This window comes from Kosakonia sp. Marseille-Q7440 (genome assembly GCF_965119485.1).
In genome coordinates this window covers 782421-806952 of sequence record NZ_CBCPLT010000002.1, presented here as the reverse complement: position 1 = coordinate 806952, position 24532 = coordinate 782421, and the positions used below count along the sequence as shown (strand labels likewise).

Below are 24532 nucleotides of genomic sequence, written 5' to 3'. Positions count from 1 at the left end.
CAATCAACCTACGCGTAATTTCTGGGTGGTTCGAACCGGCTGCGCGTTGCTGGCGGCCAGATCCAGATCGCGGCTTTGCAGCAGCAGCACCTGCGCTGCAACATCGCCGAGGTTGGCTTTGTAGTTACCGATCATGCGCGCAAAGATGTTGTAGATCACCACCGCCGGGATAGCGGCGACCAGGCCGATAGCCGTTGCCAGCAGTGCTTCAGCGATGCCCGGCGCGACAACCGCGAGGTTAGTGGTTTGCGTCTGCGCGATGCCGATAAAGCTGTTCATAATGCCCCAGACGGTACCAAACAGACCGATAAAGGGCGAAATCGCGCCGATGGTGGCGAGGAAACCGTTGCCGCGCCCCATATGACGGCCCGTTGCCGCTACGCGTCGCTCAAGGCGGAAACCGGTGCGCTCTTTAATGCCTTCGTTATCTTCGCTGCCTGCAGAGAGTTCCAGCTCGTTCTGCGCTTCGTTGATCAACATCGCGCTCAGGCTGCGGGCGTGGAAGGTCGAGGCGATCTCGGTAGCCTGATCCAGCGAGCGGGCATCAGCCAGTTGCTGCTGTTCACGCTTGAGACGGCGCTTTTGCCCGAGGATCTCAACGCTTTTACTGAAGAAAAGCGCCCAGGTGACGACTGACGCCAGAATCAGACCGATCATCACGATTTTCACCACGATATCGGCGTGCTGATACATACCCCATACGGAAAGATCCGTCTGCATCAAATTATTACCCACTCTGTTTCTCCGGGACGCAAATCACAAAAAACACTGCGCCATAATAGCAAAAAGTCGTCGAATTGATAGTAGTTCTCATTAGTATTTACATAGTGCACAACACAACCGGCTATTTCCTTGCGTTGACGCAGTAAACCGGCGCGTCTGCTGGTTTTATAGAAAAATTCACCGCCTCTGATGCATCATTTCGCAATCATGGTAGTCTGGACATCCAGACGTATAAAAACAGGTTGAGCAGACATGACGGCGAAACATCTTGATACCGCGCTGGTAAATGCCGGGCGGAGCAAAAAGTATACTCAGGGTTCGGTGAATACGGTGATTCAGCGCGCCTCCTCCCTGGTGTTTGAAACGGTGGAAGCGAAAAAGCACGCCACGCGCAACCGCGCCAACGGCGAGCTTTTCTATGGACGTCGCGGGACGCTAACCCACTTCTCGCTGCAAGAGGCGATGTGTGAACTGGAAGGGGGTGCGGGTTGTGCGCTCTTCCCCTGCGGCGCGGCGGCGGTGGCAAACACCATCCTGGCCTTTGTCGAACAGGGCGATCATGTATTGATGACCAATACCGCCTACGAACCGACGCAAGATTTCAGCACAAAAATTCTCGCTAAACTGGGCGTTACCACCAGTTGGTTTGATCCAATGATTGGCTCAAGCATCGTGCAGCTGGTGCAACCCAATACCAGAGTGGTGTTCCTCGAATCGCCCGGCTCCATCACCATGGAAGTGCATGATGTTCCCGCTATCGTGCAGGCGGTGCGCAGCGTCGCGCCGGAGGCCATCATTATGATCGATAACACCTGGGCGGCGGGCGTGCTGTTTAAGGCGCTGGAGTTTGATATCGATATCTCGATTCAGGCGGGCACTAAATACCTGATTGGTCACTCCGATGCGATGGTTGGCACCGCCGTGGCAAACGCCCGCTGTTGGGAGCAGTTGCGGGAAAACGCCTATTTGATGGGGCAGATGCTGGATGCGGATACCGCCTATATGACCAGCCGCGGCCTGCGCACGCTGGGGGTGCGTTTACGCCAGCATCACGAAAGCAGCCTGAAAATTGCCGAGTGGCTGGAGGCGCATCCGCAGGTGGCGCAGGTCAATCATCCGGCGTTGCCGGGCAGTAAAGGGCATGAGTACTGGAAGCGGGATTTCAGCGGCAGCAGCGGCCTCTTCTCCTTTGTGCTCAACAAGCGTTTAAACGATGCAGAGTTGGCGAACTACCTCGATAACTTCTCGCTCTTCAGCATGGCCTATTCATGGGGCGGATTTGAATCGCTGATCCTCGCCAACCAGCCTGAGCATATCGCCGCTATTCGCCCGGAAGGCCGTGTCGACTTCGACAGCACGCTGATCCGATTGCACATTGGTTTAGAAAACGTTGATGATCTTATCGGTGATTTAGTGGCAGGCTTTCAGCGCATCGTGTAAACCATGATTAACGGGGCAAAAAGTAAGAATATTCTCCCTTTGTTGCGCCCCGGATCGAGGTCTTTTTGGCGAAGTGGAGTACAATAGCCTCCTCTACGCGGTTCCACAGGAAAGCCCATGGCTGTTATTCAAGATATTATTGCTGCGCTCTGGCATCACGACTTTGCTGCGCTGGCCGATCCGCACGTTGTCGGCGTTGTCTATCTCGTGATGTTTGCCACGCTCTTTTTAGAGAACGGCCTGCTTCCTGCCTCATTTTTACCGGGCGACAGCTTACTGCTGCTCGCCGGGGCGCTGATTGCGCGCGGCTGCATGGACTTCGTCTCAACGCTGCTGATCCTCACCTCTGCCGCCAGCCTTGGCTGCTGGCTGAGCTATGTCCAGGGTCGCTGGCTGGGCAATACGCGTATCGTCAAAAGCTGGCTGGCACAGCTGCCGGTGAAGTATCACGAGCGCGCCACCTGCATGTTTGACCGTCACGGCCTGCTGGCGCTGCTGGCCGGGCGTTTTCTGGCCTTTATCCGCACCCTGTTGCCGACGATGGCCGGTATCTCTGGCCTGTCGAACCGCCGCTTTCAGCTCTTTAACTGGCTGAGCGCGCTGCTGTGGGTCGGCGTGGTGATCTCGCTCGGCTACGCCATTAGCATGATCCCATTTGTGAAGCGCCACGAAGATCAGGTGATGACCTTTTTAATGGTGCTGCCGCTGTTCCTGCTGGTGGTCGGCCTGATTGGTGCCGTCACCGTCGTGCTAAAGAAGAAGTTCAGCAACGCCTGAGCCACCGCCCTCTTCCATGAAGAGGGCCAGTTTTATGCCCCCTGCATGGTGCGAATGCGCGCCAAATCCTCTCCCGGCGTCACGCCGAAATAACGCTTAAATTCGCGGCTGAACTGCGATGGGCTCTCATAGCCGACACGCATCGCCGCCGCGCTCGCTTTCATGCCATCGTGCACCATCAGTATCCGCGCTTTGTGCAGCCGGTAGGTTTTCAGATATTGCAGCGGCGAGGTGCTGGTCACCGATTTGAAGTTATGGTGAAACGCCGAGACGCTCATGTTTGCTTCCGCCGCTAACTGGTCGACGCTGAGGTTTTCGGTGTACTGGCTCTCAATGCGCTTTAAGACATGGCTAATCAGGCTGAAGTGGGTCTGACGGCTCACCAGCGCCAGCAGCGCACCGCCGCGCGGGCCGGTCAGCACGTGGTAGAGCATCTCGCGGATAATCTGTTTACCCAGAATGCGCGCGTCCAGCGGCCGCTCCATCACATCCAGCAGACGCTCCGCCGCACAGAGGATCTCCTCCGATAACACCGCCGAGTTAATGCCGCTGGCGGCGTTCTCCGGGCGAAAATGCTCATCTTCACCGATATCCATCAGCAGCTCCTGCAATTGCAGGATGTCGACATTAAGGCGAATGCCCGCCAGCGGCACCTCCGGCGTGGCAAAGGTTTCACACTCGAAGGGCAGCGGCACCGTTAACAGCAAATATTCGTTGGTGTCATAGCGAAAGACGCGCTCGTTGATATACCCGATTTTATGGCCGGAAAAGAGAAACACGATCCCCGGCTGATACATCACCGGCGTACGGGTACCGGGCTGCGTACCATAGAGCAGACGAATATCCGGCAGCAGCGTGCTCAGTCTATTTTCATTATTTTTCAGTATTTTAACTTTTTCAGTCAGATGCAGGCAGATCGCTTCACGGTTCATGGTTTGCCACTCCGGCGGCCAGTTTTAACCGCTCTAGTGTGCAAACTTTTGTGACATTTCTCCAGCCAGATAGAGAAACAGGCAAGACATCGGCAGGAATGTGCATTGAGCCTGTGCACCCGCGCGCCCACAATGATCGGCATCGGGCGGCCTGCCGCTTCAGATTTTTCACCTCATAAGAAGGGAACGAGCAATGAATAACTTTAATCTGCATACCCCAACGAACATTCTTTTTGGCAAAGGCGCAATTGCTGAACTGCGCGCGCAAATCCCTGACAACGCCCGCGTGCTGATCACCTACGGCGGCGGCAGCGTGAAGAAAAACGGCGTGCTTGATCAGGTTTACAGCGCGCTGGACGGAATGGACGTGCGCGAGTTCAGCGGTATCGAACCGAACCCGACCTACGAAACGCTGATGAAAGCGGTGCAGGTAGTGCGCGATGAGAAGATCACCTTCCTGCTGGCGGTCGGTGGCGGTTCAGTGCTGGATGGCACCAAATTTATCGCAGCCGCGGCCCACTACGCCGAGGGCGTCGATCCGTGGCACATTCTGCAAACCCGCGGCAGCGAGATCAAAAGCGCCATTCCGATGGGTTCCGTGCTGACGCTGCCAGCCACCGGATCTGAATCCAATGCCGGTGCGGTGGTTTCCCGTAAAGCGACCGGTGATAAGCAGGCGTTCCACTCCCGCTTCGTACAGCCGGTCTTCGCGGTGCTCGATCCGGTTTACACCTACACCCTGCCCCCGCGTCAGGTGGCGAATGGCGTTGTTGACGCCTTTGTCCATACTGTAGAGCAGTACGTCACTTATCCGGTGGATGCCAAAATTCAGGATCGCTTCGCTGAAGGCATTCTGCTGACACTGGTTGAAGATGGCCCGAAAGCGTTGCTGGAGCCGGAGAATTACAACGTGCGCGCCAACGTTATGTGGGCGGCGACCCAGGCGCTGAACGGTCTGATTGGCGCGGGCGTGCCGCAGGATTGGGCCACCCATATGTTGGGCCATGAGTTGACGGCGATGCACGGGCTGGATCATGCACAAACGCTGGCGGTGGTACTGCCTGCGCTGTGGAATGAGAAACGCGACACCAAACGCGAAAAACTGCTGCAATACGCCGCACGCGTGTGGAATATCACCGAAGGCAGCGACGATGAGCGCATTGACGCGGCAATTACCGCCACGCGCGACTTCTTCGAGCGTATGGGTGTACCAACGCGTCTTTCCGGCTACGGCCTCGACGGCAGCTCCATTCCGGCGCTGTTGGCTAAACTGGAAGAGCACGGCATGACGGCGCTGGGCGAGCATCAGGATATTACGCTGGATGTGAGCCGCCGCATCTACGAAGCCGCGCGCTAAGCGCTTCTCCACCCCGGCTTTCGTTTTTGGGTTTTTCGACCACACTTAATGCAAACCAGCTTACCGGGCCTGTCCCGGTAAGCCTAGCGAAAGGAGAAATGCATGACACATCCAACGGTGATTAAACTCGCTGACGGCAATCTGATGCCGCAACTGGGTCTTGGCGTGTGGAAAGCGAGCAACGAGGAAGTGGTTACCGCCATCCATAAAGCACTGGAAGTGGGTTATCGCTCTATCGATACCGCTGCGGCTTACAAGAACGAAGAGGGTGTTGGTAAAGCCTTAGCCAGCGCGGGCGTGCCGCGTGAAGAGTTGTTCATCACCACCAAGCTGTGGAATGACGATCAGAAACGCCCCGCCGAGGCCTTTAAAGAGAGTCTCGAGAAGCTTCAGCTCGACTATGTCGATCTCTATCTGATGCACTGGCCGGTGCCGGCAATCGATCACTATGTCGAGGCCTGGAAAGGGATGATTGAGCTGCAACAGCAGGGGCTGATTAAGAGTATCGGCGTCTGTAACTTCCAGACCCACCATCTGCAAAAGCTCATCGATGAAACCAGCGTCATTCCGGTGATTAACCAGATTGAACTCCATCCGCTGCTGCAACAGCGCCAGCTGCATGCCTGGAACGCGACGCACAAGATCCAGACTGAGTCCTGGAGCCCGCTGGCACAGGGTGGTGAAGGCGTATTCGATCAGAAAATCATTCGCGATCTGGCGGATAAATATGGCAAAACCCCGGCGCAGATCGTTATTCGCTGGCATCTCGACAGCGGCCTGGTGGTGATCCCGAAATCGGTCACCCATGCGCGCATCGTTGAGAACTTTGACGTCTGGGATTTCCGCCTCGATAAGGATGAACTGAGCGAAATCGCCAAACTGGATGAGGGCAAACGCCTGGGCCCAGACCCGGATCAGTTCGGCGGTTAAAAGCCGTTAAACGTAGGCTGGAAGTACGCGTAGGCCGGATAAGCGCAAGCGCCATCCGGCACTCTCACCGCCGATGCCGGATGGCGGCGTCGCCTTATCCGGCCTACAAATTACCTTATCGCGTCGCTTTTTTCCTCTGCTGCGCAATCGGCGTATGTTTGGTTAATGCCGGTCGCGCGCTGCGGCTCTGGCGACGCGCTTCGCGCATCTCCTCAACCGTTGGCGCAGGCACCAGGCATTCGCGGCGGGAACCAATCAGGTGCTTTTTCCCCATCGTCTCCAGCGCCTGGCGCAGCAGCGGCCAGTTAGCCGGATCGTGGTAGCGCAGCAGCGCTTTATGCAGGCGACGCTGCTTATCCCCTCTCGGCACCACCACCTCTTCACTCTTGTAATCGATCTTCGACAGCGGATTTTTGCCGGTGTAATACATCGTCGTCGAGTTCGCCAGCGGCGACGGGTAGAAGTTCTGCACCTGATCGAGACGAAAACGGTGGCGCTTCAGCCACAGCGCCAGGTTCACCATATCCTCATCACGCGTGCCGGGGTGCGCAGAGATAAAGTAGGGGATCAGATACTGCTCTTTGCCCGCCTGCTTCGAGTAGGTGTCGAAAAGCTGCTTAAAGCGGTCATAGCTGCCCATGCCCGGCTTCATCATCTTCGACAGCGGCCCCGCTTCAGTATGTTCCGGTGCAATCTTCAGATAGCCGCCAACGTGGTGCGTCGCCAGCTCTTTGACATAGCGCGGATCTTCCACCGCCAGATCGTACCGCACGCCGGAGGCGATCAGGATCTTCTTGATGCCGCGCAGATCGCGGGCGCGACGGTAGAGATCGATGGTCGGCTGATGGTTAGTGTCCATATGTGGGCAGATCTCCGGGTAGACACAGGAGAGGCGTCGGCAGGTCTGCTCGGCGCGCGGCGAGGTGCAGCGCAGCATATACATATTGGCCGTCGGCCCGCCAAGATCGGAGATCACTCCGGTAAAACCGGGCACCGTGTCGCGAATCGCTTCGATCTCATTAATGATCGAATCCTCGGAGCGGCTCTGAATAATGCGCCCTTCATGCTCGGTGATGGAGCAGAAGGAGCAGCCGCCAAAACAGCCGCGCATGATGTTAATCGAGAAGCGGATCATGTCGTAGGCCGGAATACGGCTCTCGCCATAGGCCGGATGCGGCACGCGCTGGTAAGGCAGCGCAAAGACGCTGTCCATCTCTTCGGTGGAGAGCGGAATGGCTGGCGGGTTGATCCAGATATAGCGATCGCCATGCTTTTGCAGCAGCGCGCGGGCACAGCCGGGGTTGGTTTCGTGGTGCAGAATGCGTGACGCATGGGCATAGAGCACTTTGTCCGCTTTCACCTTCTCGTAAGAGGGGAGCAGCACATAGGTTTTTTCCCACGGCTTCGGGCGCGGCGGCTGCACGGTCACGCGTTTCGCGGCCTGCGGCTCAACGGGTTTATTATCAGCGCAGGGCAGATCCTCGCCGTACGGATGGGGGATCGGATCGATCTTCCCCGGCGTGTCGAGGCGGGTGGAATCCACCCCGCTCCAGCCTGGCAGCGCCTCTTTTACCATGATCGCCGTATTGCGTACATCGCGGATCTCACCGATCGGCTCACCGGCGGCAAGGCGGTGCGCCACTTCCACCAGCGGGCGCTCGCCGTTGCCGAACATCAGCATATCCGCCTTCGAATCGACCAGCACCGAGCGGCGCACGGTATCAGACCAGTAATCATAATGGGCGGTGCGGCGCAGGCTTGCCTCAATCCCGCCGAGGATCACCGGCACCTCTCTCCACGCCTCTTTGCAGCGCTGGGTATAAACCAGCGTCGCGCGATCCGGGCGTTTGCCAGCCACGTTATCCGGCGTATAGGCATCGTCATGGCGCAGCTTACGATCGGCGGTGTAGCGGTTGATCATCGAATCCATATTGCCGGCGGTGACGCCGAAAAAGAGGTTCGGTTTGCCGAGGCGCATAAAGTCCGCTTTGCTGCTCCAGTCCGGCTGGGCGATGATGCCGACGCGAAAGCCCTGCGCTTCCAGCATCCTTCCGCAGATCGCCATGCCGAAGCTCGGGTGATCGACATAGGCATCGCCGGTCACCAGGATGATGTCGCAGCAGTCCCAGCCGAGTTCATCCATCTCTTCGCGCGACATCGGCAGAAAAGGCGCGGGGCCGAAGCAGGCTGCCCAGTACTGCGGCCAGGAGAAAAGATCGCGATCCGGCTGGATCAGGGAGAGTGCGCTCATCGTGCTTCCAGAAAAGATAAAAAGGGAGTCAAAGGGCGGCGATTATACGCCCTCTTTGTGTGGGAATAGAAGGAGGTTTTTTCAGCACCCGGCAGGCAGAGCGCCGCCGGGTTGGGGAGTGTTACGGAGCCGGGTTGACCAGCAGTTGCCCGACCGAGCCGCGATCGGCCATCTCCAGCGTCTGGCTCTGGAACTGGAACGGGAAGTGCGGCCACGAAGGTTGACCAAACCACACCAGCAGTTCCACCTGGCCGTCAATCCAGACGGTATCTTTCCAGCCGCGATCTTCCGGGAACGGCAGCGCGCCGTTGACGCTGCGCAGCATAAACATCGCGCCTTCAATATGGAACGACTGCGGCATCTCTGCGCGCACCGTCCAGCGCTCCCAGGTGCCCTGCTGGGCGGTCACATCGATGCGCTGCGGGTCCCACAGCTGACCATTGATACCCGGATCGCTGCCAAGGGTCATATCCCGGCTGCGCGACGGCGAACCGGCCATCAGATCCGCAGGCAGCAGGCGCATCGGCAGCGTATCCGTCACCAGCGGCAGCAGGCCGGTAGGACGCAACGTCAGCACCAGCGTAGAGATAAGGATGCTCGACGGCTCAAACAGGCCGCGCAGCCGATCCATGATCCCCGCCGCTTCGCCGCAGGTAATCGAGACTTCATCGCCGTTGGTCATATCGACCAGCACTTCGCGCCGCTCGCCGGGCGCCAGCGAGAGCTGTTTGACCGACACCGGCGCGGGCAGGAAGCCCTGATCGCCCGCGATAACATGCAGCGCACGGCCATCGCTCATCTGCAACAGATAGCGTCGGGAGTTGGAGGCATTGAGCAGACGCAGGCGCACCCAGCCGCGGGAGACTTCGACAAACGGGCTTTGCGCGCCGTTGACCATCAGGGTATCGCCGACAAAGCCGCCGCTGCCCGGCTCGCTGTACTCCGGCGTACCGAAGTTATCCAGCCGCTTATCCTGAATGATGACCGGAAAGTCATCCACGCCGTAGTGATTGGGGATCGGCAGCGCTTTGCTGATCTCATCTTCCACCAGCCACATCCCCGCCAGCCCGCTATAGACCTGCTCAGCGGTGCGGTTCGGCGTATTGGCGTGGTACCACAATGTCGCAGCGCTCTGGCGAATCGGCAGCACCGGTGCCCAGTCATTGCTGGCGCTCATCATGCGCGCCGCGCCGCCCATCAGCGGGCCTGGCACCTGCAGGCCGCTCACGGTCATCGCCACGTTTTCCGTCAGCCGGTTGCTGTAAATCAGCTTTACGTCATCGCCATTCCACACGCGGATGGTTGGCCCGAGATAGCGACCATTGATGCCGGAAACCGGCGCGCGGGTGCCTTTTACAAAGGACCAGTGCGCGCGCTGGAGCGTCATAAAAAGCGGCTGTCCGCGCCGCGATTCGAGCAGCGGCGGAACGGGCAGCGGCGGTTGCTGCCCGGCAGCATTCGCCCTCAGCGGCACTGCGCTGGTACATAGCGCAACGCCGGAAGCCTGAAGAAACTGACGCCGACTGAGTGACATATTTGCTCCGAGTAATACTGACTTAATACGCCAGAGGGTGTGCGCCTCCGGGTTTGCTCACAACTGACGTTTATACCCGACCGGCGGCTTCGCGTTCTGCCACTTCTTTATCGAGCTCTTCGATTTTTGCCGCCATCAGTTCGCGGCAGTGGGTCGCTAACTGGCGAACCTGATCTTTACCGAACTGCGTCACATCCACCGGCGGCAGCATTTCAACAATCACCAGCCCATTCTTCAGGCGGTTAAGATTCACTTTATTCGAGGTGGTGGAGACGCAGACCGGAATAATCGGCACACCGGCGGCAATCGCGGCGTGGAACGCACCGGTTTTAAACGGCAGCAGGCCGCGACCGCGGCTACGGGTCCCTTCCGGGAACATCCAGACCGAGATGTTGCGTTTCTGGATCTGCTTCACGACCTGCGCGATGGTGCCGTGCGCTTTGGCGCGGTTATCACGGTCAATCAGCAGGTTGCCGGTCAGCCAGTAGAGTTGACCAAAAAACGGGATCCACAGCAGGCTCTTTTTACCCACGGTAACCGTCGGCGGCAGCACGATGCTGGAGGCGGTGACCATATCGTAGTTGTTCTGGTGGTTAGCAATATAGATAGCGTTGCCGAACTTATCCGCGCCCGGCGGCAAGCGTCTTTCCACTTTCAGCCCGCACACTGGCGCAAGGCGACCAAAAAGATGGCCGAAGGTGGCGACATGTTTTGGGTTTCTTGGACTGAACAGGCAGTAAATCGAGCCGAATAACGAGACCAGAATGGAGTAGATAACGATGATGATGACACGAAAAATAAATAACATAGCGACCTCTGAAGCCCATACCCTGAGCATTATATACACGCCAGCGTAAATCCGCTGATGCTGGCTGCGCCTCGCTGACCGCGATGCGGTTCGGGCTTGTGTTATGCGGCCTTTAAAAAGAACGTATTGTTAATCGCAATCTGCGAATAAACAACGTCTTTACGGGAAATTTCTAAGAAATATCTCCCCGCGCACGGCGGGGAGAGGATGATGAAGATTACTCTTCGCTATCGCCCGCACCCGGACGGGTCGGCGAATCGATCTCTACGCGGTCAATTTTCTGCAAACCGCGCATCAGCGTACCGCGACGTCCGCGCTCGCCGTGCACTTTTTGCAGCTCTTCCGGACGCAGTTTGATCTTGCGTTTGCCGACGTGGAGCGTCAGCGTGCTTTGCGGCGGCAGCAGGTAGAGATGCGCCAGCGCGTCGCTGCCTTTCGCCGCATCGGCGGACGGAATGCCGATGATCTTGTTGCCTTTGCCTTTGGAAAGCTGCGGCAGATCGCTGACCGGGAACATCAGCATGCGCCCGGCGGCGGTGATCGCCAGCAGCATATCGTCGTCGTGCTCAATGGCAATCGGTGCCATCACGCGCGCGTTCTCCGGCAGGTTGATCAGCGCTTTACCGGCACGGTTACGGGCAATTAAGTCATTGAAGGTACAGACGAAACCATAACCGGCATCGGAGGCCATCAGCAGCTTCTGATCTTCATTGCTCATCATCATATGCTCAACCGTCGCGCCCGGCGGCAGCGTCAGCTTGCCGGTGATCGGCTCGCCCTGCCCGCGCGCCGACGGCAGCGAAATCGGATCCACGGCATAGCTGCGCCCGGTGGTATCGATAAACACCACCGGCTGGTTGCTCTTGCCCTTCGCCGACGCCTTCCAGCTGTCGCCCGCTTTGTAGCTCAGCCCCTGCGCGTCAATGTCATGCCCTTTGGCGCTGCGCACCCAGCCCATCTGCGACAGCACAATAGTCACCGGCTCTGATGGCAGCATATCGTGCTCGCTCATCGCTTTGGCCTCTTCGCGCTCGTGCAGCGGTGAGCGGCGATCGTCGCCGAAAGCGGTGGCATCCGCCTGGAGTTCTTTTTTCAGCAGGGTGTTCATCTTGCGCTCGGAAGCGAGGATGGCTTGCAGCTGATCGCGCTCTTTTTCCAGCTCGCTCTGCTCGCCGCGGATCTTCATCTCTTCCAGTTTGGCAAGGTGGCGCAGTTTTAACTCAAGAATGGCTTCCGCCTGGGTTTCGCTGATGCCGAAACGCGACATCAGCACCGGCTTCGGCTCATCTTCGCCGCGGATAATCTCAATCACTTCGTCGATATTGAGGAACGCCACCAGCAAACCTTCAAGGATATGCAGGCGCTTGAGCACTTTCTCCAGGCGGTGATTCAGGCGGCGGCGCACCGTATCGCGGCGGAAGGTCAGCCATTCGGTGAGGATCTCCAGCAGGTTTTTCACCGCCGGGCGACCATCGAGGCCAATCATATTGAGGTTGATGCGGTAGCTCTTCTCCAGATCTGTCGTGGCGAAGAGGTGGTTCATCACCTGATCCATATCGACGCGGTTGGAGCGCGGCACCACCACCAGGCGGGTCGGGTTTTCGTGGTCCGACTCATCGCGCAGGTCGTCGACCATCGGCAATTTTTTATTGCGCATCTGGCTGGCGATCTGCTCCAGCACGCGCGCGCCGGAGACCTGGTGCGGCAGCGCGGTGATCACCACGGCGCCATCCTCTTTTTTCCACACCGCGCGCATACGCACCGAGCCGCGACCGTTCTGGTAGATTTTGCGGATTTCAGCACGTGAAGTGATGATCTCTGCTTCGGTCGGGTAGTCCGGCCCCTGAACAATATCCAGCAGCTCATCGAGGGTGGTTTTTGGCTGGTCAATCAGCGCCATCGACGCGTTGGCGACTTCGCGCAGGTTGTGCGGCGGAATGTCCGTCGCCATACCGACGGCAATCCCGGTGGTGCCGTTCAGCAAAATGTTCGGCAGGCGGGCAGGCAGCATTTTCGGCTCCTGCAACGTGCCGTCGAAGTTCGGCACCCACTCAACGGTGCCCTGCCCCAGCTCGCTCAGCAGCAGCTCGGCATATTTCGACAGACGGGATTCGGTATAACGCATGGCGGCGAAGGATTTCGGATCGTCCGGTGCCCCCCAGTTCCCCTGGCCGTCGACCAGCGGGTAGCGATAGGAGAAGGGCTGCGCCATCAGCACCATCGCTTCATAGCAGGCGCTGTCGCCGTGCGGGTGGTATTTACCCAGAACGTCGCCCACGGTACGGGCGGATTTCTTGAACTTCGCGCTGGCGCTCAGCCCCAGTTCAGACATTGCGTAGACGATGCGACGCTGAACGGGTTTCAGGCCATCACCGATAAACGGCAACGCACGATCCATGATGACGTACATCGAGTAGTTCAGGTATGCGTTTTCCGTAAATTCATGCAGCGCAAGGCGCTCTGCCATATCGCTCATTAATCGTGATTCCTCAACGTATGCGCCCACCTTTTCGGCGGCAATATTGCCGCAGATACTACCCTATCTGCGGCGAGGAGTCATAGCGATGCGCGATTTTTTCACGAGCGGTTAGCGCTTACGGACCGACTTTGCGGATCTCTTTTACGTCGATCTCAACGGAGTTCCAGTCTTTGTCCACTTCACCCTGAATTTCGACCTTATCCTGCGGTCCGACGCTCAGCCCTTTCCAGCGTTTCTGGTCAATATCGACATTGATGGTGCCGGTGGCATCTTTGAAGGAGTAGGTATCATCCGAGATGCGTTCAACAATGTTCCCGCTCAGCGTAACCCAGGCATCATCGCGCAGGGATTTTGCGCTCTCAACGGTCGCTTTACTGCCGTTTGGCCCGGTAAAGCCGCCGCCCTGCTGGGTGGTGGTTTGTTGTTGTGCCGCACCCGGGCCGGTAAAACCGCCCTGATTAGCAGCAAATGCCGGCGCGGCGCAGAGTGCGAGAACAGCGGTCATAGCAGCAAATTTTTTCATCTTATCTCTCCCTTTTTGTTGGTAAGGCTCCATTAAGCCAGCCACTTCTTAACAACTTCTTAAGGCGTAAAAAGATTATTTTTCGCTGTACAACGCCCGCTGCGAGCGGGTTAACTGCCTGCAAGCCTGAGTACACGGAGAGAGTATGCGAATTCTGCTGATAGAAGATGATGCGCTAATTGGTGATGGTCTGAAGGCTGGCCTTGGCAAAAAAGGCTTCACCGTTGACTGGTTTACCGACGGCAAGCTCGGCAAAGCGGCGCTGTTTGCCGCTCCTTATGACGCGGTGATCCTCGACTTAACATTGCCGGGACTTGATGGGTTAACCATCCTGCGCGACTGGCGCGAGCAGAAGCGCGGCGAGCCGGTGCTGATCCTCACCGCCCGCGACGCCATTGAGCAGCGGGTCGAAGGGCTGCGGCTCGGCGCTGATGATTATCTCTGCAAACCCTTTGCGCTGGTGGAAGTGGCCGCCCGGCTGGAGGCGCTGATTCGCCGCACCCACGGCCAGGCGCAAAGCCTGCTGCGCCACGGCCAGGTCACCCTCGACCCGGTAAGCCTGGTGGCGACCTTCAATAACGAGACGCTGGTGCTGAAACCGAAAGAGTTCGCCCTGCTGGAGCTCCTGCTGCGCAACGTCGGCCGCGTGCTGCCGCGAAAAGCGATTGAAGAGAAGCTCTACAGCTGGGATGGCGATGTCTCCAGCAATGCGGTGGAGGTGCATGTGCACCATCTGCGCCGCAAGCTCGGCAGCGACTTTATCCGCACTGTTCACGGCATCGGCTACACCTTAGGAGAGGCATGAAATTTACGTTTCCCCATAGCCTGCGGCTGCGTCTGACGCTGCTCTTTTTGCTGCTCTCGCTGGCGGCCTGGCTCTGCGCCAGCGTCGTCGCCTGGCAGCAGACGCGCGACAAACTCGACAAGCTGTTTGATACCCAGCAGATGCTGTTTGCCAAACGCCTGAGCGTGATGAAGCTCGACCAGTTGCAAAGCGCCGCGCCGCAAGTCACTAAAAAGAAGATTAAGCATGGCCATCTTGATGATGACGTGCTGGCCTTCGCCATCTACTCAACCGACGGCAAACTGCTGCTGCACGATGGCGACAACGGGCGCGATATCCCCTACAACTGGCGTCGCGATGGCTTTGACGATGGGCAACTGCGTGATGATGACGATAAGTGGCGCTTTCTGTGGCTGACTGCGCCCGGCGGTGAGTACCGCATTGTGGTCGGCCAGGAGTGGGAGTATCGCCAGGAGATGGCGCTGGAGATCATCACCTCACAGCTGACCCCGTGGCTGGTGGCGCTGCCATTAATGCTGCTGCTGTTAATCGCCCTGCTGACCCTTGAGCTGCGGCCATTAAACAAGGTTGCGCTGGCGCTGCGTTCGCGCGCGCCGGATCGCGCCGATGCGCTGGAGACCCGCGGCGTGCCCGGCGAAGTGCGCCCGCTGCTGGATGCCCTCAACCAACTCTTTGCCCGCACGCATACCATGATGCTGCGCGAGCGGCGCTTTACCTCTGACGCCGCCCATGAGCTGCGCAGCCCGCTGGCGGCGCTGAAAGTGCAGACGGAAGTCGCACAGCTCTCCGATGACGATCCCACTGCGCGCGCCAGAGCGCTGAGCCAGTTACATCTCGGGATCGATCGCGCAACGCGGCTGGTCGATCAGCTATTAACCCTTTCGCGCCTCGATTCGCTGGAGCATATGGAGGATGTCGAGACGCTGGAGCTGGATGCGCTGCTGCAATCGGCGGTGATGGAGACCTACCACAACGCGCAGCAGGCGGGAATTGATCTCCGCCTGCATCTGAATGCCCACGGCGTGCGCCGCCAGGGCCAGCCGCTGCTGCTCAGCCTGCTGGTACGTAACCTGCTGGATAACGCCATCCGCTACAGCCCGCCGGGCAGCGTGGTGGATATCACCCTTGAAGCCGATAGCCTGAGCGTGCGGGATAATGGCCCGGGCGTCAGCGACGAGGCGCTGGCGCGGATTGGCGAGCGCTTCTATCGCCCGCCGGGGCAGAGTGAGACCGGCAGCGGGCTGGGGTTATCGATTGTGCAACGCATCGCCGCCCTGCATCAGATGCAGGCCACCTTTGCTAATCATCCGGAGGGCGGTTTTATCGTCAACCTGCGCTGGTAGCGGGATTATTGCTTATTGCGCAAAAGTCTTTGCCATTATTGCCAATTTAATCGCCCCGTTGATGCGGATAGAATCGCCGACAAACGTATTTATCCGGGAACAAAAAATGAGCAATATTCTGATTATCAACGGTGCGAAGAAATTCGCGCACTCCAATGGCGAACTGAACGATACCCTGACCGACGTTGCGGCCAGCTTCCTGCGCGATGCCGGGCACGAAGTGAAAACCGTGCGCACCGACGGCGATTACGACGTTAAAGCGGAAGTGGAGAACTTCCTGTGGGCCGACACGGTGATCTGGCAGATGCCGGGCTGGTGGATGGGCGCGCCGTGGACGGTGAAGAAGTATATGGATGATGTCTTTACCGAAGGCCACGGTTCACTCTATGCCAGCGATGGCCGTACCCGTTCTGACGCGGCGAAAAAGTATGGCTCCGGCGGGTTAATCCAAGGCAAAACCTACATGCTGTCGCTCACCTGGAATGCGCCAATCGACGCCTTTACCGATAAAGAGCAGTTCTTCCACGGCGTCGGCGTTGACGGCGTTTACCTGCCGTTCCATAAAGCGAACCAGTTCCTCGGTATGGACGCATTGCCGACATTTATCGCCAATGACGTGATCAAAATGCCGGATGTCCCGCGTTATATTGCAGAATATCGCAAGCATCTGGCGGAGATTTTTGCTTAACTGTAGCTGGACTTAAAAGGAGTAAACCATGTTGACAGTAGTAGCAGAGATCCGCACTCGCCCGGGGCAGCACCATCGCCAGGCCGTGCTTGATGAGTTCGCGAAAATTGTACCGGTTGTGCTGCAAGAAGCAGGCTGCCACGGCTATGAGCCGCTGATCGACCACGCCGCTGGCGTCAGCTTCCAGACGACCGCGCCGGATTCCATCACAATGGTTGAGCGTTGGGAAAGCGTGGCGCATCTTGAAGCGCACCTGCAAACGCCCCACATGAAAGCGTGGAGCGAAGCAGTAAAAGGCGATGTCCTCGAGACCCATATCCGTATTCTCGAATCGGGTCTGTAACAGCCTTCCCCTCACCGCCAGGCGGGGGGAGAATACTCAGGCCGGCGCTTGCCGGCCCTTTGTTTACCAGTACAACTTCCAGCTCAGCGAGAAACGCGCCAGCGCTTCGACATAGAAGTAATCCCCCCAGCTTGCACACTCATCCACCCCTTTATTGCTCGACAGATGGTAGACCGAGTGCTTAAGCAGGCCGTTGGTCGCCTCCTGGTTGCCCGCCAGGTAGTGCTTACTCAGCGATGACATAATGCGCATCGCCCACTGCTGGTAATGGGCGCGATCCGGGTCGGTCACCGGCAACTGCTTAACCAGCTCCAGCAAGCCGCAGACCGCAATCGCCGCCGACGAGGAGTCGCGCAGCGCATCGGTGCCCACCAGCGCCAGATCCCAGTGGCAGACCGCATCTTCCGGCAGGCGGTTGAGGAAGTAGTTCGCCAGCCGTTTTGACAGCGCCACCATCCCTTTATCGCCGGTGTAGATATAGCTCAGCAGGAAGCCGTAAATGCCCCACGCCTGGCCGCGCGACCAGCAGGAATCATCGGCGTAGCCCTGCTGGGTGTTGCCATAGCGCGGCGCGCCGGTCTGCACATCCATATAGTAGGTGTGAAAGGTGGAAGCATCTTCGCGGATAAGGTATTTCGCCGCCTGGCGCACGTGGGCTTCGGCGGCATCGGCAAAGCGCCGGTCGCCGGTTTGCTCCGTCGCCCAGTAGAGCAGCGGCAGATTCATATTGCAGTCGATGATCATCCGCCCGGCCTGGGCGGGATCGGTAAGATCGCCCCACGCCTGGATGATCTGCGCTTTTTCATGAAAGCGCTCCAGCAGCGCTTCGGCAGCCAGTAGCGCAAAGCCGCGCGCATCGCGGTTGCCGGTTAAGCGCCAGGCCGCCACGCAGGAGAGCGTATATAAAAAGCCAAGATCGTGCGTGTTGGTGTCTTCGCGTCCGGCGATGCGCAGGCCAAAGGAGCGCACGTGGCGCTCGGCCAGCGCGCGAAACGCCTCGTCGCCGCTCATCTCCCACGCCAGCCACAGCTGCCCGGTCCAGAAGCTGGTGGTCCACTCAACGTTGCCGGTCAGCGGGTAAAAGCCGTCGACGCAGGTCTCCGCCGGAAACTGCTCGCCGAACTCGGTTAAATGACGGCGAATCAGCTCAAGGGTGTGGCTACGCGCAGAGTCCAGCTCATCTTTAAAGGTCTGCGCATCGGGCGCGTCCGGGCATGGGCGTAACGTTTCCTCGTTGATTTTACTTAACATTGTTCGGTTCCTTCTCTGGTCGATAATCAGATAGCCATTACCCTGCCGTTTTCGCATCCAGCGTGCGGGCTTGCCGCCATTTGCTCTGGCAGGCGGACAGGGTAAACAGGGAGATAAAGGTAAAGGTCAGCGCAATCGCGCCCATGATGATGTAGGTGTGTTCAAAGCCGATGCGGTCATACAAAATCCCGGCGGGCGACGAGGCCACCACATTGCCGACATACAGCATCGCCTGATAGCCCAGCAGATACATGGTGGCATTAACGCGTTTATCGAAATGCTCGGCGATATATTTAAATACCGACACCAGCAGCAAACAGATTTCGAGACCGTAGAGCGGTTTGAGGATTGAAATAAGCAGATGCGATTCGCACAGCCCGGAGATAATTAACCGCGCGCCGACAATCAGGCCGACAATTAATAACCCGCGCTTGGCGCCAATAAAGTTCACAAACAGCGGGATGACCATATACATGACAAATTCCATGCCCGACTGCACCGTGCCCAGATAACCAAACACCGCATTGCCTTCATGCACATCATCAAAGAAGGTAACGAAGTAGCGCGAGAACTGCTGTTCGGCGATAAACATCATCCACGCGACACCGGCGACATAGAGGCAGAAGGCCCAGAATTTGCGGTTGCGCAGCAGCGCATAGACATCGGCAGGCGCGATCTTCTCTTTGGTCAGCACTTCACCCGCGTGAGCGGAGTGGACATTCACTTTCAGGCTCAGCAGCACCGCCAGCATAATCAGCGACGCCACGGAACCCATGATGAAGTTGTAGGCCGGAGAGAGGTTAAACAGCAGGCCGGAGAAAGAGGAAGCCACCGCCCAGCCCAGCGATCCCCACATGCGGATCTGCCCAAACTCCATGCCGTTTAAGCGGCTGTAACGGTCGGTATAGGATTCGCACGCCGCCACACCCGCATACCACGCGAAGCTTAAATAGATAGCGCCAACAATAATCCCGACCAGGGTGTTGGACATTAACAGCGGCTGATAGACATAAATAAAGAACGGTGCCATTAAGGCCGACATCAGCACGACAAAATAGAGCAGGTATTTGCTCATGCCGATTTTATCCAGGATATAGCCATAAATCGGTTTCAGAATAACGGAGAAGATACCGTTAACGGCAAAGACCGTGCCGATCACCGTCCCGCTTAAATTGGCTTTTTGCCCGAGCCAGATCGCCAGCAAACCAATGCTCGCCGACCAGGTAAAAAAGTAGAGAAAGATAAAGGTGCTGATTTTGTAATATTCAGTTTTATTATTTATGGTGATTTTTTCCATACTATCCTCGACGAAAGCATGTAGGGTTCAGCGTTATTTCCCGGCCAGCGCCGGGCATCAAAGTGCAATCTCGATACGGTTTTTCTGCCCCGGTTGATGGATCACCAGCGCGTTATTGTTGATAAGGAGTTCCGGTAAGAGCGGGTTGAAGGCCAGTTCGCAGGTTGCCGCCTGCACGGCACACGCCAGCCACTGCTGGCCTGCAGCAATCTCTGTGCGTAGCACGGGAATGGACGCGCAGGGCGAAAACATGATGCTGCTGTTGGGCGGCGTGATGACGCTGTCCGCCTCGCGGGGAACATCAGCAAGCAGGTTGAAAATGCCGCTCACACCATTGTCGGCGACCACCAGGCTGCCGCCCTGCTCAGAGCGATGGGGCGCTTTCAGCACCGCAAAGCCCCCTTCCACACTGGTCAGCGCGCGGGCGGTATCGATGCGGTGAACGCGAAGATGCCACTCGCCGCAGGGGATGAGCCAGGTGGCGATCTGTACGTCATGCCACGGCGACCAGCGGGAGAAGATCGCCTGTTCGCTTATCACCACTTCGTCGCACTCGCGGCGGCCGCGAAAGTAGTTATCCCCTTCACTCAGCAGCAGCATTGAGTCGCAGGCGGCATGCTTGATGCCATAACGCCCGCGCTCGATGGTGAAACCAAAGCGGCTGGAGTAGGCAAATTTGGTGTATTTCGCTTCGGTATTGACGTAGTTGTTTAGCTCCAGCTGTCCGGCGGTCAGCATCCAGACATGCTTTGACTCTTCGCTGTGCACAATAAGCTGCCCGGCAGGGGCAATTACGCGCTGCGGTTCGAGCCGCGGTAACGGCTGCTCTTCGGCGCACCAGAAGGGGTGAGAGGCGGGCAGTGCGAGGATCAAGAAGACCTTCAGCGCCCAGTAGGGCGAGCCAGGCGAGTTGTAATCCTCACACATCGCCAGATTCGGGTAGGCAAAACCGAGGGTCAGAATGCCGTCGCGATCGAAAATGGGCTGTTTAAGCCACCAGCGCAGATGGCGCAGGATCACGCCCTTCACCACGCCCGGCGTAAAGACCGGCAGGTCGGCAAAGGCGACGGCGCTCCAGAAGGCGACCATCGCAAAACGGTAGGTGAGGCTGCGGCCAAACGGCACCGACTCCCCTTCTGCCGCCGACATATAGATAAAGTCCTCGGCAAACAGGCTGGCGCGCTCGCGAATGGTTGCCGCGCGCGGTGCGTCCTCATCGCCATTCAGCGTGGCGTAGATCAGGCCGTAAAAATGAAACGCCATCGAGATGTAGTAATCTTTTGGTCGCCCAGGGCCGTCGGAGTACCAGCCGTCGCCGAGATAATAGGCATCCATCATCGCGAAGCGGCGCTCAATCGCCCGCGCATCCCACGGCAAACCGGCGCGTTTGAACCCCAGCTGCACCATGATGGCGAAGAAGTTCCAGTTACTGTCGGGCATTTCCGCTTCGGTGATCTGGTTAAGCCAGCGGTAGAGGTTTTCGGTTTCCTGCGCACTGAAGTTGAGCGTGAATTGATCACCCAGCAGCGCCAGCCCAAGGCCGTAAGCCGCCATCTCCACCAGCCGTTGATCGTATGCCACGGTATCGCCCCAGTAGCCGCTATCCTGCGGATCGGTGCCGCGCTTGATCGCCGCCAGATATTTCTCGCTAAACGTTTGTGCATCGCCGCCCGCCATCAGCGGGAAGAGCCCCCACAGCGCGCGGGAGAGCCCCTCCATTTCAGCAATTTCATCGCTGTAGTGGGCGCTGGTGGCACCAAGGGAGAATTGCGATGCACCAGCCGGAAACTGTTTATCCAGCGCGTCGAGCATGGTAGTCAGCGCGCTGACCACCTCGTCGCGGGATGACAATGGATTTGATTTTTTCTCGTGCGCCGCCTGCATAACCTTCCCTCCCCTGATGTGTGGCAGAAGAATAGTTAATGAACAGCGCGGTGAAATGTTACCTCTGTCACACCGCCGTAACTTCTCTGAACCCGTTATTGAGAAAATTTAAAACCGTGGTTTATAAATGGCTACAGGGAAGTAAAAATTGAGATTGATTGCACCATGACTTCAGGCTTGCAGGCAGAGCGGCTGGAACTGATTACCCTCAACGACGCGATCGTGTCGTTTAGCCGCCTTTACGCCAATACCGTGCGTTACCACCACTGGCATCAGTGTCTGGAAGTGCTCTACGTCGAAGAGGGGTTTGGCGTGGTGATTGTTGATAATCGCCACTACACCATGCGGCCCGGCAGGCTCTTTTTCTTTCCGCCCTTTACCCTGCACCGGGTGATGGTGGATGAGCAGGCGCAGGATTGTTATCGCCGCACCATTATCCATGTCGATCACCATGTGGTGCTGAAACACCTGCGCGATTTTCCACATAATCACCAGCGTTTACAGCGCCTCTCCTTACGCGGCGGCGCGGCGGTAGTGATGGACGCGGCCGATATCCATCCCCATATCGATCATCTGTTTAGCTGTTATGGGAAGCTGGCGGAGAACCGCAGCCTGAATGTCGAGCAGGTCGCCTGCCTGCTGCTAAATCTGTTAAGTATGTTGCCGGAGGATATTGAGAAATTACCGGAAGAGCAGAGCGGGATCGCCACGCCAGTAATGTTCTGGTTACAAGAGAATTACCGGCAGAAATTTAGCCTGCAACGGCTCGCCGGGGATCTCGGTAAGTCGCGCAGCTATGTCTCGCGCCGCTTTCACTTCGAGACCGGCGAGCCGATCCATCAATATTTAAACACCCTGCGTCTGCGCAAAGCGTGCGACTCGCTGCTTCATACGCCGCTCAGCATCCGCGAGATCGCCCTTGATGTCGGGTTTTCCGATGTCACCTACTTTATTAGCGCCTTCAAGCGCGGCATCGGCGAAACGCCGTTGCAGTACCGGAAGAATCATCGGATTGAGTAGGCAATGAAGCGAAATATCGCTACGGCATCGGTAAGAGATAGTGGCTGATGTGTGGTTTTGCCGGATGGCGGCTTATGCCTTATCCGGCCTACATAAACCCGAAGAGTTATAGCTGGATGCCCGGCCTGGTTGCGCACAACATTCCGGATGGCGGCTTGCGCCTTATCCGGCCTACATAAAACCCGAAGAGTTGACAGGCCCGGTAAGCAGAGCGCCACCGGGCAGAGGGATTAGGCTTCGATTTCCGCCGTATCGCCCTTCTCTTGCAGCCAGTTGCGTCGATCTTCCGAGCGCTTCTTGGCCAGCAACATATCCATCATGGCATCGGTCTGCTTATCATCTTCATCGCTGATAACCAGTTGCACCAGGCGGCGGGTATTCGGATCGAGGGTGGTTTCACGCAGCTGCATCGGGTTCATCTCGCCCAGCCCTTTAAAGCGCTGTACGTTCGGTTTGCCCTTTTTGCGTTTCAGCTGCTCCAGCACGCCGGTCTTTTCCTCTTCCGTTAACGCGTAATAGACCTCTTTGCCGAGATCGATACGGTAGAGCGGCGGCAGCGCGACATAGACGTGACCATTTTTCACAAGCGTACGGAAATGCTTCACAAACAGCGCGCAGAGCAGCGTGGCGATGTGCAGGCCGTCGGAATCCGCATCCGCCAGAATACAGATCTTGCCGTAGCGCAGCTGGCTGAGATCTTCGCTGTCCGGATCGATACCGATCGCCACCGAAATATCATGCACCTCCTGCGAGGCCAGCACTTCATCGGAGGAGACTTCCCAGGTGTTAAGGATCTTGCCCTTCAGCGGCATGATCGCCTGAAACTCGCGATCGCGCGCCTGTTTCGCCGATCCGCCCGCGGAGTCCCCTTCCACCAGGAAGAGTTCGGTACGCGAGAGATCCTGCGCGGTGCAATCCGCCAGCTTGCCGGGCAGCGCCGGGCCGCTGGTAAGCTTTTTACGCACCACTTTTTTGGCGGCGCGCATGCGGCGCTGGGCGCTGGAGATCGCCAACTCGGCCAGCATTTCCGCCGTCTGAATATTCTGGTTCAGCCACAGGCTGAAGGCATCTTTCACCACGCCGGAGACGAACGCCGCGCACTGACGTGAGGAGAGACGCTCTTTGGTCTGCCCGGCAAATTGCGGATCCTGCATTTTGACCGACAGCACGTAAGCGCAGCGATCCCAGATATCTTCCGCCGAGAGCTTCACGCCTCGCGGCAGGATATTGCGGTATTCGCAGAATTCGCGCATCGCATCAAGCAGGCCCTGACGCAGGCCGTTAACGTGGGTACCGCCCTGCATGGTCGGGATGAGGTTAACGTAGCTTTCGGTCAGCAGCTCGCCGCCTTCCGGCAGCCAGAGCAGCGCCCAGTCCACCGCTTCCGTTTCGGCAGAGAAGTTGCCGATAAACGGCTTTTCCGGCAGCGTCGGCAGGCCATTCACCGCTTCGCTCAGGTAGTCGTTCAGACCATCCTGGTAGCACCAGCGCTGCTCGGCGTTATTCACATTATCTTTAAAGACAATCTCAACGCCGGGGCAGAGCACCGCTTTCGCTTTCAGCAGATGCATCAGGCGGGAGACGGAGAAGCGCGGGCTGTCGAAGAAGGATTCATCCGGCCAGAAGTGAACGCTGGTGCCGGTATTACGCTTACCGCAGGTGCCGATCACTTTCAGATCCTGCACCTTGTCGCCATTCTCAAAGGCGATGCTGTAGACCTGGCCGTCGCGTTTGACGGTCACTTCCACGCGGCGTGACAGGGCGTTAACCACCGAAATACCGACGCCATGCAGGCCGCCCGAGAACTGGTAGTTTTTGTTGGAGAACTTCCCGCCCGCGTGCAGGCGGCAGAGGATCAGTTCGACGGCAGGAACGCCCTCTTCCGGGTGGATATCCACCGGCATGCCGCGCCCGTCGTCGATAACTTCCAGCGACTGATCGGCGTGAAGAATGACCTCCACGCGCTTCGCGTGGCCCGCCAGCGCTTCATCCACGCTGTTATCAATAACTTCCTGGCCCAGATGGTTAGGGCGCGTGGTATCGGTATACATCCCCGGACGGCGGCGAACCGGCTCAAGCCCGGTGAGTACCTCTATGGCATCAGCGTTATAGGATTGCGTCATGGTGTATTCGTAGATAGTGATCGC

20 protein-coding genes are annotated in these 24532 nt (G+C 58.0%); 9 read left to right on the top strand and 11 right to left on the bottom strand.

Going from position 1 to position 24532, the window contains the following annotated elements; all coding sequences use genetic code 11:
- Positions 1 to 3 precede the first annotated feature (3 nt).
- A complete protein-coding gene (gene exbB, locus ACWPW2_RS17765) occupies positions 4 to 735 on the bottom strand; it encodes a tol-pal system-associated acyl-CoA thioesterase (protein WP_023480942.1) in 732 nt (243 codons plus the stop codon).
- Between the two features lie 240 nt (positions 736 to 975).
- Between exbB and metC the strand changes: the two genes are divergently transcribed.
- The gene (gene metC / locus ACWPW2_RS17760) at positions 976 to 2163 is read left to right on the top strand and encodes a cystathionine beta-lyase (RefSeq protein WP_454124441.1); all 1188 of its coding nucleotides are present in this window, start codon (positions 976 to 978) and stop codon (positions 2161 to 2163) included.
- A gap of 117 nt (positions 2164 to 2280) precedes the next feature.
- On the top strand, positions 2281 to 2940 hold the full coding sequence (locus ACWPW2_RS17755; RefSeq protein WP_042718012.1) for a DedA family protein: 660 nt from the start codon (positions 2281 to 2283) through the stop codon (positions 2938 to 2940).
- 32 nt (positions 2941 to 2972) lie between these two features.
- On the opposite strand, the gene ACWPW2_RS17750 is transcribed toward ACWPW2_RS17755, so the two are convergent.
- Positions 2973 to 3872, bottom strand: coding sequence for an AraC family transcriptional regulator (locus ACWPW2_RS17750; RefSeq protein ID WP_454124439.1), 900 nt, complete (start codon positions 3870 to 3872; stop codon positions 2973 to 2975).
- Between the two features lie 193 nt (positions 3873 to 4065).
- Here ACWPW2_RS17750 and yqhD point away from each other — a divergent pair, with 193 nt between their 5' ends.
- Complete coding sequence (gene yqhD / locus ACWPW2_RS17745; RefSeq protein WP_454124437.1) at positions 4066 to 5229, top strand: alcohol dehydrogenase; 1164 nt, start codon at positions 4066 to 4068, stop codon at positions 5227 to 5229.
- Positions 5230 to 5331: 102 nt separating this feature from the next.
- Positions 5332 to 6159, top strand: a complete 828-nt coding sequence (gene dkgA / locus ACWPW2_RS17740) for a 2,5-didehydrogluconate reductase DkgA (protein WP_454124435.1) — start codon at positions 5332 to 5334, stop codon at positions 6157 to 6159.
- A 115-nt stretch (positions 6160 to 6274) separates the two neighbouring features.
- Here dkgA and ACWPW2_RS17735 read toward each other — a convergent pair whose 3' ends face one another.
- The 5 genes from ACWPW2_RS17735 to ACWPW2_RS17715 all read right to left on the bottom strand — a co-directional run bounded on the left by ACWPW2_RS17735 (position 6275) and on the right by ACWPW2_RS17715 (position 13754).
- Entirely contained in the window at positions 6275 to 8410 is a 2136-nt protein-coding gene (locus ACWPW2_RS17735) for a YgiQ family radical SAM protein (RefSeq protein ID WP_454124433.1), read from the bottom strand.
- A gap of 121 nt (positions 8411 to 8531) precedes the next feature.
- Complete coding sequence (gene ftsP, locus ACWPW2_RS17730; RefSeq protein ID WP_023480892.1) at positions 8532 to 9944, bottom strand: cell division protein FtsP; 1413 nt, start codon at positions 9942 to 9944, stop codon at positions 8532 to 8534.
- A 70-nt stretch (positions 9945 to 10014) separates the two neighbouring features.
- Entirely contained in the window at positions 10015 to 10752 is a 738-nt protein-coding gene (locus ACWPW2_RS17725; RefSeq protein WP_042718002.1) for a 1-acylglycerol-3-phosphate O-acyltransferase, read from the bottom strand.
- A 217-nt stretch (positions 10753 to 10969) separates the two neighbouring features.
- A complete protein-coding gene (gene parC / locus ACWPW2_RS17720) occupies positions 10970 to 13228 on the bottom strand; it encodes a DNA topoisomerase IV subunit A (RefSeq protein ID WP_454124430.1) in 2259 nt (752 codons plus the stop codon).
- Positions 13229 to 13346: 118 nt separating this feature from the next.
- The gene (locus ACWPW2_RS17715; RefSeq protein WP_454124428.1) at positions 13347 to 13754 is read right to left on the bottom strand and encodes a YgiW/YdeI family stress tolerance OB fold protein; all 408 of its coding nucleotides are present in this window, start codon (positions 13752 to 13754) and stop codon (positions 13347 to 13349) included.
- Between the two features lie 145 nt (positions 13755 to 13899).
- Here ACWPW2_RS17715 and qseB point away from each other — a divergent pair, with 145 nt between their 5' ends.
- The 4 genes from qseB (at position 13900) to ACWPW2_RS17695 (ending at position 16933) form a co-directional block, all read left to right on the top strand.
- Positions 13900 to 14559 (top strand): quorum sensing response regulator transcription factor QseB, encoded by a 660-nt coding sequence (gene qseB / locus ACWPW2_RS17710; protein ID WP_124967248.1) that lies wholly within the window; start codon positions 13900 to 13902, stop codon positions 14557 to 14559.
- The gene (gene qseC / locus ACWPW2_RS17705) at positions 14556 to 15902 is read left to right on the top strand and encodes a quorum sensing histidine kinase QseC (RefSeq protein WP_454124425.1); all 1347 of its coding nucleotides are present in this window, start codon (positions 14556 to 14558) and stop codon (positions 15900 to 15902) included. Before qseB ends, qseC begins: the two co-directional genes overlap by 4 nt.
- Positions 15903 to 16008: 106 nt before the next feature.
- Positions 16009 to 16590, top strand: coding sequence for an NAD(P)H-dependent oxidoreductase (locus tag ACWPW2_RS17700; RefSeq protein ID WP_279794122.1), 582 nt, complete (start codon positions 16009 to 16011; stop codon positions 16588 to 16590).
- A 28-nt stretch (positions 16591 to 16618) separates the two neighbouring features.
- Entirely contained in the window at positions 16619 to 16933 is a 315-nt protein-coding gene (locus ACWPW2_RS17695) for a putative quinol monooxygenase (RefSeq protein ID WP_023480887.1), read from the top strand.
- Positions 16934 to 16996: 63 nt separating this feature from the next.
- On the opposite strand, the gene ACWPW2_RS17690 is transcribed toward ACWPW2_RS17695, so the two are convergent.
- From ACWPW2_RS17690 to ACWPW2_RS17680, 3 genes are read right to left on the bottom strand one after another with little or no spacing between them, the layout of a single operon-like run.
- A complete protein-coding gene (locus tag ACWPW2_RS17690; protein WP_454124422.1) occupies positions 16997 to 18184 on the bottom strand; it encodes a glycoside hydrolase family 88 protein in 1188 nt (395 codons plus the stop codon).
- A gap of 37 nt (positions 18185 to 18221) precedes the next feature.
- On the bottom strand, positions 18222 to 19481 hold the full coding sequence (locus tag ACWPW2_RS17685) for an oligosaccharide MFS transporter (protein WP_454124420.1): 1260 nt from the start codon (positions 19479 to 19481) through the stop codon (positions 18222 to 18224).
- A gap of 57 nt (positions 19482 to 19538) precedes the next feature.
- A complete protein-coding gene (locus ACWPW2_RS17680) occupies positions 19539 to 21365 on the bottom strand; it encodes a DUF2264 domain-containing protein (protein WP_454124418.1) in 1827 nt (608 codons plus the stop codon).
- Positions 21366 to 21530: 165 nt separating this feature from the next.
- Between ACWPW2_RS17680 and ACWPW2_RS17675 the strand changes: the two genes are divergently transcribed.
- Positions 21531 to 22385 (top strand): helix-turn-helix transcriptional regulator, encoded by an 855-nt coding sequence (locus tag ACWPW2_RS17675; RefSeq protein ID WP_023480939.1) that lies wholly within the window; start codon positions 21531 to 21533, stop codon positions 22383 to 22385.
- 230 nt (positions 22386 to 22615) lie between these two features.
- Here ACWPW2_RS17675 and parE read toward each other — a convergent pair whose 3' ends face one another.
- Positions 22616 to 24508: a DNA topoisomerase IV subunit B gene (gene parE, locus ACWPW2_RS17670; protein ID WP_023481021.1), complete on the bottom strand. Its 1893-nt coding sequence runs from the start codon at positions 24506 to 24508 to the stop codon at positions 22616 to 22618.
- Positions 24509 to 24532 lie beyond the last annotated feature (24 nt).

Excerpts from the sequence above, each read along its gene's own strand:
- ACWPW2_RS17735 (WP_454124433.1), bottom strand. The coding sequence starts at position 8,410 with ATGAGCGCACTCTCCCTGATCCAGCCGGATCGCGATCTTTTCTCCTGG.
- qseB (WP_124967248.1), top strand. The coding sequence starts at position 13,900 with ATGCGAATTCTGCTGATAGAAGATGATGCGCTAATTGGTGATGGTCTG.
- parE (WP_023481021.1), bottom strand. The coding sequence starts at position 24,508 with ATGACGCAATCCTATAACGCTGATGCCATAGAGGTACTCACCGGGCTT.
- ACWPW2_RS17685 (WP_454124420.1), bottom strand. The coding sequence starts at position 19,481 with ATGGAAAAAATCACCATAAATAATAAAACTGAATATTACAAAATCAGC.
- ACWPW2_RS17715 (WP_454124428.1), bottom strand. The coding sequence starts at position 13,754 with ATGAAAAAATTTGCTGCTATGACCGCTGTTCTCGCACTCTGCGCCGCG.
- metC (WP_454124441.1), top strand. The coding sequence starts at position 976 with ATGACGGCGAAACATCTTGATACCGCGCTGGTAAATGCCGGGCGGAGC.
- ACWPW2_RS17725 (WP_042718002.1), bottom strand. The coding sequence starts at position 10,752 with ATGTTATTTATTTTTCGTGTCATCATCATCGTTATCTACTCCATTCTG.
- qseC (WP_454124425.1), top strand. The coding sequence starts at position 14,556 with ATGAAATTTACGTTTCCCCATAGCCTGCGGCTGCGTCTGACGCTGCTC.
- dkgA (WP_454124435.1), top strand. The coding sequence starts at position 5,332 with ATGACACATCCAACGGTGATTAAACTCGCTGACGGCAATCTGATGCCG.
- ACWPW2_RS17750 (WP_454124439.1), bottom strand. The coding sequence starts at position 3,872 with ATGAACCGTGAAGCGATCTGCCTGCATCTGACTGAAAAAGTTAAAATA.
- ACWPW2_RS17690 (WP_454124422.1), bottom strand. The coding sequence starts at position 18,184 with ATGTTAAGTAAAATCAACGAGGAAACGTTACGCCCATGCCCGGACGCG.
- ACWPW2_RS17675 (WP_023480939.1), top strand. The coding sequence starts at position 21,531 with ATGACTTCAGGCTTGCAGGCAGAGCGGCTGGAACTGATTACCCTCAAC.
- ACWPW2_RS17680 (WP_454124418.1), bottom strand. The coding sequence starts at position 21,365 with ATGCAGGCGGCGCACGAGAAAAAATCAAATCCATTGTCATCCCGCGAC.
- ACWPW2_RS17700 (WP_279794122.1), top strand. The coding sequence starts at position 16,009 with ATGAGCAATATTCTGATTATCAACGGTGCGAAGAAATTCGCGCACTCC.
- ACWPW2_RS17695 (WP_023480887.1), top strand. The coding sequence starts at position 16,619 with ATGTTGACAGTAGTAGCAGAGATCCGCACTCGCCCGGGGCAGCACCAT.
- ACWPW2_RS17755 (WP_042718012.1), top strand. The coding sequence starts at position 2,281 with ATGGCTGTTATTCAAGATATTATTGCTGCGCTCTGGCATCACGACTTT.
- parC (WP_454124430.1), bottom strand. The coding sequence starts at position 13,228 with ATGAGCGATATGGCAGAGCGCCTTGCGCTGCATGAATTTACGGAAAAC.
- ftsP (WP_023480892.1), bottom strand. The coding sequence starts at position 9,944 with ATGTCACTCAGTCGGCGTCAGTTTCTTCAGGCTTCCGGCGTTGCGCTA.
- yqhD (WP_454124437.1), top strand. The coding sequence starts at position 4,066 with ATGAATAACTTTAATCTGCATACCCCAACGAACATTCTTTTTGGCAAA.